Below are 7119 nucleotides of genomic sequence, written 5' to 3' on the forward strand. Positions count from 1 at the left end.
GGGGGGAGAAATGGTGTGTGTTTTTGTGTGGGGGCGGGGTGGGGGGGCTCCCCCTCCTCTCTTTCTTCTTTTCTATCGTCTTCCGGGGTTTTTTCCCCCCCCCCCCCCCCCCCCCCCACGTCCCCTGTTCGGACCGCTCCAGGAAGCCAAGAAGTGAAACCCCTCACACTCATCAGGTCCAGCAGCGCGCTGCGGGTCGCGCCTGTCGCCTTGCTCCTCGTGTTCGCCTACTACGCCACCGATCTCGGTGACGACCTCCGCATCGATCCGCTGGGCTACTCCGCGACCGTGGTCGACGCGGTGCTGCGCAACCTGCTGCCGGTGGCCTTCGCGGTTGCCTCCGGTCTCGCCGCGTGGGAGGCGCGGAAGCTGGGAGCCTCCGGAATCTGGAGGCTGGGGGCGGTGCGATCCCGCTACACCATCGCCGCACAGCATCTGTCTCCCGTGGTCGCACTGGCCTGGCTGCTCCTCATCCTTCCCACGCTGTGCGCCCTGGTCCAAGAGCAGGTCGCACCCGATCTGCCCGGCCTCACGCTGCTGGCCTTCGGACTGGTGCTCTGTGTCGCCCACGGCATCGTCGGATTCGCCGTCGGAGCCACCGTTCGGCACATCGCTGTGGTGCCGATCATCGCGGTCATCGACTTCCTGGTCGTCGGCTGGTCCACGGGACTGGAGACACCGTGGCCCCGTCACCTCACCGGCCTCTTCGCCGGAAAAATGATGTTCGGCGAACTGCCCACCGCAGCCGCCCTCGCGGCTCCCCTCCTGCTCGCCGTCGGCTCCGCCATCGCCATGGTTCTGCTCTGGGCACCTGTCTCCCGCTGGCTGCGAGGAGCCGTCGCGGGAGCACTCGTCTTCGCCTGCGCGTTCGGATCGTTCTCCTTGGTCGGCAACTGGAGCTACATAGGCCCACGGAGCACCGGTCACGGCTCGATCGCCTGTGCCGGGGAGTCCCCCCGCATCTGTCTGCCCGAGGCGCGCGCCGGGCACATCTCCGCTCTCTCCGAGGAAGCGGCGGCGACGCTGGCGATCCTGCGTCGAGCCGGTCTGCCTGCCGAGCCGACATCCATCAGGGACATTTCCCTCAGCCTCCGGTATCCCGAACCGTCCACGAAGGACGACTGGACCGTCCCGCTCGGGGTCGGCCAGGCGACCGGCACCGTTCGCTACCAGATCGCCCGCGAGGTAGTGCGTTTCGAATGCGCCCCTCCCGCCACCGGTCCGGCCCGCCAGGTGTACTACTGGGTGTCCTCCAAAGTCGGGCAGGCGGACACCTACCTGAGACGGCTCAGCTCCGAACCCGATTTCACCCCGCAGGAACGCAGCCGTCTCCAGGACCGAGTAGGGAAGGTTCTGCGGTTGAGCGAGGCCCAGCAGATGGCCTGGTACGAGACGACCGTGGCGGAGGCCTGCCGGGGAGGCGGGAAAACAACGTGATGTGGTGGCTGCGTGCCCGCCGCGCCCACACCCGGCTGCCCCTGGGTTTCCTGATGTTCGCGCTTCTGGCGGCGATCGTTCAGGACACCCCTCTCTTCCTGCCGTCCATCTGGTCCAGCGGCGCCGAGCTCGTGCAGGCCGCCACCCTCGTCCCGCTCGTCCTGACCTCGGTCCTCTTCGACTGTCTGCACACCCGGCTGGACGCCGCCGAGAACACCGGAATCCGACCCGTCAGGTTCTTCGACGTCCTGCTCGCACTCGGCGTGGTGGCACTCGCGTGTGCCGTGGGCGAGGCGATCGCCATGATCACCGGGGCCGCCTCGGCCGAGACACTGGGCCGCAACACGGCCTTCCTCGCCGGCCTCACCCTGTTGTGCGGGGCTCTCTTCGGGAGATCCGCCGTCCTCGTTCCGGCACTGTGGCCGCTGCTCGGCGTGCTTTTCGGCATGAGAGCGCCCGGCGACGCCTACCCGTGGACCGTCCTCCTCGAACCGCCTGGCACCTGGTACGCCACCACGGGAGCCCTGTTGATGCTCACCGTCGGCGTCGGCGCCCACCTCCTTTCACCGAACCGCATCGCACGGAGAGCCGCATGACGCTTGTTCTCGATTCCTGCACCTTCGCCTACGGCCGGCGGCGGGCTGCCGTGCTGAAGGACTTCAACTACCGCCTTCCGGACGGACTGACCATCCTTCTCGGACCGAACGGGGCCGGGAAGTCGACGATGCTGCAGCTGGCCGCTGCCGTCACCGCGCCCCAACGGGGAACCGTGACGTGGGACGGACTTGACGCGAAGAGCAAGGACTACCGGCGGACGGTGGCCTGGATGCCGCAGAACATCACCCCCCTGCCCTCACTCACGGCACGCGAGTACGTCGCCTATGTGGGCTGGCTGAAGGGAATGAGCAGAGGCGCTGCCTGGGCCAACGCTCCTCGAGCGCTGTCCCGCGTCGAGATGTCGGAGCGCGCCGACACCCGCACCGGCCAGCTCTCGGGCGGCCAGCTGAGGCGGGTGGGCGTTGCCTGTGCCCTGGTCCACGACGCACGGGTGCTCCTCCTGGACGAACCCACGGCCGGCATGGACCCACGTCAGCGACGGGTCTTCCGCGATCTCCTTGCCTCGGTCAAGGACGAGGTCCGCATCCTGCTGTCCACGCACGATGTGACCGACCTCGCCGAAGAGGCCGATCACGTGTCCGTTCTGGTGGGCGGACGTCTCGTGCAGAGCGGTTCCACCAGCGAGTTCCTCGCCCACACTCCGCCCGGTACGGCGCAGGGCCGGGCCGCCGAGGGGGCGTATACGACCCTGCTCGAGTCGGCCTGACCGTTCGGGTCTCTGCTGCGGGCCGAGATCATCGGCCCGCAGCGGTTCTGATCCCCGTTCGACCGGATCAGATCCCCAGATCCTTGATGATCTTGGCTACGTGGCCCGTCGCCCGGACGTTGTACAGCGCGCGCTCGACCTTGCCCTCCTCGTCCACGACGATCGTGGAGCGGATGACGCCCATGTAGGTCTTGCCATAGTTCTTCTTCTCGCCGAAGGCGCCGTACGAGTCCAGGACCTGCTTGTCCGGGTCGGCCAGCAGCGTGACCTTCAGGGACTCCTTGTCGCGGAACTTGGCCAGCTTCTCGGGCTGGTCGGGGGAGATGCCGATGACGTCGTAGCCCGCGCCCGTCAGCAGCTCCAGGTTGTCCGTGAAGTCGCAGGCCTGCTTGGTGCAGCCGGGGGTGAGGGCGGCCGGGTAGAAGTACACGATGACCTTGCGGCCCTTGTGATCCGCCAGGGACACCTCGGTGCCGTCGGCGTCGGGCAGGGTGAAGGCGGGGGCCACGTCCCCCGGCTGGAGTCGCTCGCTCATCGGACCAGCCTAACCGGGGGTGCTGACGGTGCTATGAGCCGTGGAGCTGACAGACTGTCCGGCACAGGCTTTATACCGACTTCGGAGGCGACACGGTGGCGGACACGGCGGACACCAGGACCCCGGCGCAGATCGAGGCGGACATCAGGCGCCGCCGCGAGACCCTGGCCGAGACCCTCGACGAGATCGGGGTGCGGGTGCACCCGAAGACGATCGTCGGGGACGCCAAGGCCAGGGTCGCGTCCAATATCGATCACACCCTCGGGCGGGCGTACGTGGGGGTCAACCGGGCCGTCACCGATGTGCGGGCCCGGTTCGTCGACGAGGCCGGTGCGCCGCGCCTGGAGCGGGTCGTGCCGGTCGCCCTCGTGGTGGTCGGTGTGGTCGGGCTGCTCGCCCTCGGCACGCGGCGGCGCAAGGGCTGACCCGACTGCGTACGTTCGCGGCGAAGACAGGTAGGTTTCAGGGCGTGAGCGCCAAGAGAAACGAGCACAGCACCCATCCGGACAAGCTGCCCATCCGGATGCTGCACGACCGCGTACTCGTGCGGCAGGACACCAGCGAGGGCGAGCGGCGTTCCGGCGGCGGCATCCTGATTCCCGCCACGGCGGCGGTCGGCCGGCGGCTGGCCTGGGCCGAGGTCGTCGCGGTGGGGCAGAACGTGCGGACCGTGGAGACGGGCGACCGGGTTCTGTTCGACCCGGAGGACCGCGCCGAGGTCGAGGTGCGGGGCATCGCGTACGTGCTCATGCGTGAGCGGGACCTGCACGCCGTGGCCGCGGACCGGTTCGAGGGCGCGGAGGACTCGACGGGCCTCTACCTGTAATCCCACAGCACGAGGAAAGGGCCGGTGACCGTTGTCACCGGCCCTTCGCCGTGGTGTTTGCTACGTTGGAGGGACCCGACGAGACGCGCCGTACCGGGACGAAGGCAAAGACGACGCACCTGGACCGTCAGCCTGTCTCTCGGAGGTGCCCGTCATGGCCTGGGTTCTGCTCGTCGTCGCCGGTCTGCTCGAAGTCGGGTGGTCGATCGGTATGAAGTACACCGACGGCTTCACCCGCCCGCTGCCCAGTGTTCTCACCGGTGCCGGAATCGTCGTCAGCATGCTGCTGCTGTCCCAGGCCGCCAAGACCCTGCCCATCGGTACCGCCTACGGCGTGTGGGTGGGGATCGGTGCGGCCGGGGCGGCGGTGGTCGGTATGGCCGTGTTGGGGGAGCCCGCCACCGCCGCCCGGATCTTCTTCGTGTGTCTGCTGCTGGTCGCCGTGGTGGGACTGAAGGCGACCTCGGGTCACTGAGCTGATCTATTCGCGGCGCGCGCCCTGTGGGGCGAAGCCCCAGCCGGGGCCGGTGGGAACGCCGCCCCCGCCGCCGTCGGCCGTGCCGCCGCCTTCCGTGGTGCCGCCGTCGGCCGTGCCGCCGGCGCCCTCCGTCGTGCCGCCGTCGGCGGTTCCGCCGTCCGCGGTGCCGCCGCCGGTCGGGGATTCGCCTCCCGTGCTGCCGTCGGTGACACCGCCGTCGGTCTGGCTCTCGGGCGCGCTCGGGGTCTGGCTGGGGGACTGGGTGCCGGTGTCCCCGCCGGTGGTCGTGTCGCTTTCGTCGGCGGTTTCGCCCGTGGTCGGGTCGACGGGGGTCTCGGGGCTGGGGGCCTCGGTGACGTCGGAGCCTGGCTGGAGCCTGAGGTCGAAGTCGGTGACCGGCTTGTTCTTGAGGGCGTCCTGGGTGAACTGCGTCCAGATCTCGGTGGGCGCCCCGCCGCCGTTGATGCGGGCCTCGCCCATCGCGCCGTACAGCGACTTGTGCGCGGCGGTGACCGGGTCCTGGCCCATGACGGAGACGACGGTGGCGAGCTCGGGGGTGTAGCCGGCGAACCAGGCCGCGGTGTCCTCCTCGGCGGTGCCGGTCTTGCCGGCGACGGGGCGGCCCGCCGCCTGCGCGGCGGAGGCCGTGCCGTTCTGGACGACGCTCTGCAGCATCGAGGTGGTGGTGTCGGCGGCCTCTCGGCTGACGGCCTGCCGGGTGCGGCGCTCGGGCAGCTCGATGGGCGTGCCCTCCTTCATGACCTTGTCGACCATCGTGTACGTGCCGTGCCGGCCGTGGTTGGCGAGCGTGGCGTACGACTCCGCCATCTCGAGGACGCTGGCGGTGGCCGTGCCGAGTGCGATGGCGGGGCCGTCGGCGAGGTCCGGGGTGGTCTCGGGGACGCCGAGGTCGATCGCGGTCTGCTTGACCTTCTGGGGGCCGACGTCGGCGGCCATCTGCGCGTACACCGAGTTGACGGAGCTGTCGGTGGCCTCGGTGACGGTGATGGGACCGTAGGAGTGCTGGTCCTCGTTCTCGGGGGCGTACGGGTCGCCGGTCCAGCCCTGGACCGGTCGCTTGTTGGTGCCGTCGTAGATCGTGTTCGGGGTGATCACGCGGCCGTCCTGGGTCCGCGAGGCGTTCTCGACGGCCGAGGTGAACACGAAGGGCTTGAAGGTGGAGCCGACCTGGAAGTCCCTGCGGGTGGCGTTGGGGGTGTACTGCTTGACGTAGTCGACGCCGTTGTACATCGCGACGACCTTGCCGGTCTTGGGGTCGACGGCGGCGCCGCCCGCGCGTACGTACGTGTCGACCTTGTTGTTCTTCTTGTCCAGCTTGGACATCAGCTTGTCGTTGACGGCCTTCACGAAGGCGTCCTGCCTGCCCTTCTGCAGGGTCGTCGTGATGCGGTAGCCGCCGGCGTCGAGCTTGTCCTCGTCGATGATGTTGTTCTGGGTGAGGTAGTCCTTGACGATCCGCACGATGTAGCCGCGCTGGCCGGACATGCCGGTGGAGAGGGTGGACTCCTTCGGCATGGGGAACTTCATGCCGGCCCGCTTCGACTCGCTGAGCCAGCCCTTCTTGACCATGCCGTCCAGGACGTAGTTCCAGCGGGACTCGGCGGCCTTGCGGTTCTCGGGGTGGGCGACGACGTCGTACTGGCTGGGCGCGTTGACGAGCGCGGCGAGGTAGGCGGCGCGGGCCGGGTCGAGGTCGGTCGCGTCCATGCCGTAGTAGGCCTGGGCGGCGGCCTGGATGCCGTAGGCGTTGCGGCCGAAGTAGCTGGTGTTGAGGTAGCCCTCGAGGATGTGGTCCTTGCTCTGCTCGCGGTCCAGCTTGATGGAGATGAAGAACTCCTTGGCCTTGCGCGTGACGGTCTGTTCCTGGCGCAGGTAGTAGTTCTTCACGTACTGCTGGGTGATCGTGGAGCCGGACTGCTTGCCCTTGCCGAGGGCGGTGTTCCAGGCGGCGCGGACCATGGCCTTGGGGTCGACGGCGGACTCGGTGTAGAAGTCGCGGTCCTCGGCGGCCAGGATCGCGTGCTGGGCGTCCTTGGAGATCTGCGCGAGGGTGACGTTCTCCCGGTTGATCTCGCCGTCGCGGGCGATCACCGAGCCGTCCGCGTAGAGGTAGACGTTGGCCTGCTTGGTGGCGAGCGCGTTGGCCGGCGGGATCTGGACCAGTGAGTAGCCCAGGAAGAAGCCGCCGATCAGCAGCATGACGACGATGATGAAGCCGCCGAGCGTCATGCGCCAGGTCGGGATCACCCGGCGCCAGCCGGTCCGCTTCCGCTTCCCGCCGGACTTGGCCTGCGGCCCGCCCCCCGGGTCGCTGACCGCCGGCAGCTGCGCCGTGCCCGGGCCGTCGCCGGCCTGGGGGCGCGGCGCGCCCTGGGCGCTGTCCGTCCGGGCCTGAGCCGCGCCCGGGACACCGCCCGTCCGGCCTCGTGCGGCGCCCGCGGCGCCGACGGCCCGGATCTGTACCGTGCCCGGGTCGTTGTCGGCCTGGGGCTGTGGTG

General features: G+C 69.3%; 8 protein-coding genes and 1 riboswitch. Of the genes, 6 read left to right on the top strand and 2 right to left on the bottom strand.

The genetic code is table 11. From position 1 onward, the window contains the following. Nucleotides 1-153 precede the first annotated feature (153 nt). Genes ACZ58V_RS13185 through ACZ58V_RS13195 form a run of 3 tightly spaced genes read left to right on the top strand, consistent with a single transcriptional unit; the run spans nucleotide 154 to nucleotide 2761 of the window. Nucleotides 154-1437, top strand: coding sequence for a hypothetical protein (locus ACZ58V_RS13185; protein ID WP_468190294.1), 1284 nt, complete (start codon nucleotides 154-156; stop codon nucleotides 1435-1437). Then, the gene (locus tag ACZ58V_RS13190; protein ID WP_468190292.1) at nucleotides 1437-2033 is read left to right on the top strand and encodes a hypothetical protein; all 597 of its coding nucleotides are present in this window, start codon (nucleotides 1437-1439) and stop codon (nucleotides 2031-2033) included. The genes ACZ58V_RS13185 and ACZ58V_RS13190 overlap by 1 nt, the downstream gene beginning before the upstream one ends. Further along, a complete protein-coding gene (locus ACZ58V_RS13195; protein ID WP_468190290.1) occupies nucleotides 2030-2761 on the top strand; it encodes an ATP-binding cassette domain-containing protein in 732 nt (243 codons plus the stop codon). Before ACZ58V_RS13190 ends, ACZ58V_RS13195 begins: the two co-directional genes overlap by 4 nt. A gap of 67 nt (nucleotides 2762-2828) precedes the next feature. Here the strand turns inward: ACZ58V_RS13195 and bcp are convergent, their stop codons facing one another. Then, the gene (bcp, locus tag ACZ58V_RS13200; protein ID WP_471290045.1) at nucleotides 2829-3296 is read right to left on the bottom strand and encodes a thioredoxin-dependent thiol peroxidase; all 468 of its coding nucleotides are present in this window, start codon (nucleotides 3294-3296) and stop codon (nucleotides 2829-2831) included. Between the two features lie 95 nt (nucleotides 3297-3391). Between bcp and ACZ58V_RS13205 the strand changes: the two genes are divergently transcribed. The 3 genes from ACZ58V_RS13205 (at nucleotide 3392) to ACZ58V_RS13215 (ending at nucleotide 4597) form a co-directional block, all read left to right on the top strand. After that, on the top strand, nucleotides 3392-3721 hold the full coding sequence (locus tag ACZ58V_RS13205; RefSeq protein WP_468190286.1) for a DUF3618 domain-containing protein: 330 nt from the start codon (nucleotides 3392-3394) through the stop codon (nucleotides 3719-3721). 44 nt (nucleotides 3722-3765) lie between these two features. Next, complete coding sequence (locus tag ACZ58V_RS13210; protein ID WP_193478325.1) at nucleotides 3766-4122, top strand: GroES family chaperonin; 357 nt, start codon at nucleotides 3766-3768, stop codon at nucleotides 4120-4122. Nucleotides 4123-4174: 52 nt separating this feature from the next. Next, nucleotides 4175-4242, top strand: a riboswitch (guanidine-III (ykkC-III) riboswitch). A 34-nt stretch (nucleotides 4243-4276) separates the two neighbouring features. Next, nucleotides 4277-4597, top strand: coding sequence for a DMT family transporter (locus ACZ58V_RS13215; RefSeq protein WP_184593181.1), 321 nt, complete (start codon nucleotides 4277-4279; stop codon nucleotides 4595-4597). Nucleotides 4598-4603: 6 nt separating this feature from the next. Here the strand turns inward: ACZ58V_RS13215 and ACZ58V_RS13220 are convergent, their stop codons facing one another. Further along, nucleotides 4604-7078, bottom strand: a complete 2475-nt coding sequence (locus ACZ58V_RS13220) for a transglycosylase domain-containing protein (protein ID WP_471290682.1) — start codon at nucleotides 7076-7078, stop codon at nucleotides 4604-4606. Nucleotides 7079-7119: the final 41 nt, after the last annotated feature.

This window comes from Streptomyces sp. NPDC040589 (genome assembly GCF_055594445.1).